Origin of the sequence: Desulfovibrio sp. 1188_IL3213 (assembly GCF_036763145.1) — a bacterium.
Classification (GTDB): Bacteria; Desulfobacterota; Desulfovibrionia; order Desulfovibrionales; family Desulfovibrionaceae; genus Desulfovibrio.
On the sequence record NZ_JBAIYR010000541.1, the window covers coordinates 1 to 1,336 of the forward strand.

Consider the following 1,336-nt stretch of genomic DNA (forward strand, 5'->3'; position numbering starts at 1 on the left):
ACTCGCCCATGCAAGCGCGGGGCGTGCATAAATGGCCTGCGGGCGGCAGGGCGCATTTGCCTTGAACCTGTGCTGGCGGACTGTGCGAAAGCGTTTTTTTATGTACTGATGTATGCGTGCAAACGCAGCCCCAATGTGACGGCAAGCGCGGCCTGGATGCGCCTGCTCAACGACAACTGGCAGGGCGATTCCAGCCAGCCCGCGAACTTTCTTGACAACTTTGACCTTGTTGCGCTTACGGTGCCGGTCACCCTTGACGGCCTGAAGATCACGCCCTGGGCCATGGCCGGGGGCATGGGACCCAACAGCCTTATGCCCGCTACGGTTACCGGCATGCCCGGCGGCAGCAAAAAATTCACGCTCAACAACCCCCTGGCAAGCACCCAGGGCATTGACGGCCTGCAGCTGCGCGACGGCCTGTACCCGGCAGCATTCAGCACAAAACGCACCGGTTCGTCCATCTGGAACGATGACTACAGCACCCTTTACTGGGGTGGCATCACCGGGGACTGGACCGCCCTTGACCCCTTCCGCCTGCGCGCCGACTTTGTTTACGGCGGCGTCAAGCGTGAGCATGAGTATCTCAACCGTCAGGGCTGGTACGGTATGCTGGTCATGGAATACGCCCTGGACTGGGGCCTGCCCGGCGTCTACGGCTGGTACTTCAGCGGCGATGACGACAACCCCCATAACGGCTCGGAACGTCTGCCCTATATCGCCACCACCAACAACCTGCACAATTCGCTTTCCACCTTCGGTTACCGGGGCAATCCGTCCATGGGCGGAGCCAAGGGCGTGCTCGGAACCAACCCGAGCGGAACCTGGGGCGTGGGCGCGCGCCTGAAGGATCTGAGCTTTCTTGACAATCTCAGTCATACCCTGCGCCTGAACTATTTCGGCGGAACCAACAGCCCCGAAATGGCAAAGTATATCACGGGCCGCAAGGCAGAAGACGGCGCTGGCCGCCAGGTTTATCGCAACAATACGGACTTCAACTCCTTCGGCACGTATCTGACCACCGAAGACACCGGGATGGAAATCAACCTGGACAGCACGTTCAAGGCTTCTGAAAATCTGAACTTCTTCCTGGGCTTGGGCTACATACACCTTTGGCTTGATAAGGACGTATGGGGACGGTATCAAAACACCTCCGGCGACAGCCTCAATGTTGCCGATGCCTGGAAGGCGTCCCTCACGGTGGTTTATTCCTTCTAGAGCAATTTCACTTTGAAATTGCTCTGGCGACTGCGCGAGCAGACGCCCGCCGCGAAGGCGTAAGCGCAATTTATTTGCGCGGTTAAACGCCGAAGCGAGCGTGTTTTAAACTTTGAAAATG

Annotated in this window: 1 protein-coding gene; it reads left to right on the forward strand. The window is 58.5% G+C overall.

The features are described from left to right. A partial coding sequence (locus tag V6C16_RS13425) for a hypothetical protein (RefSeq protein WP_333543458.1) occupies nucleotides 1-1,215 on the forward strand: 1,215 nt, incomplete at its 5' end. Nucleotides 1,216-1,336 lie beyond the last annotated feature (121 nt).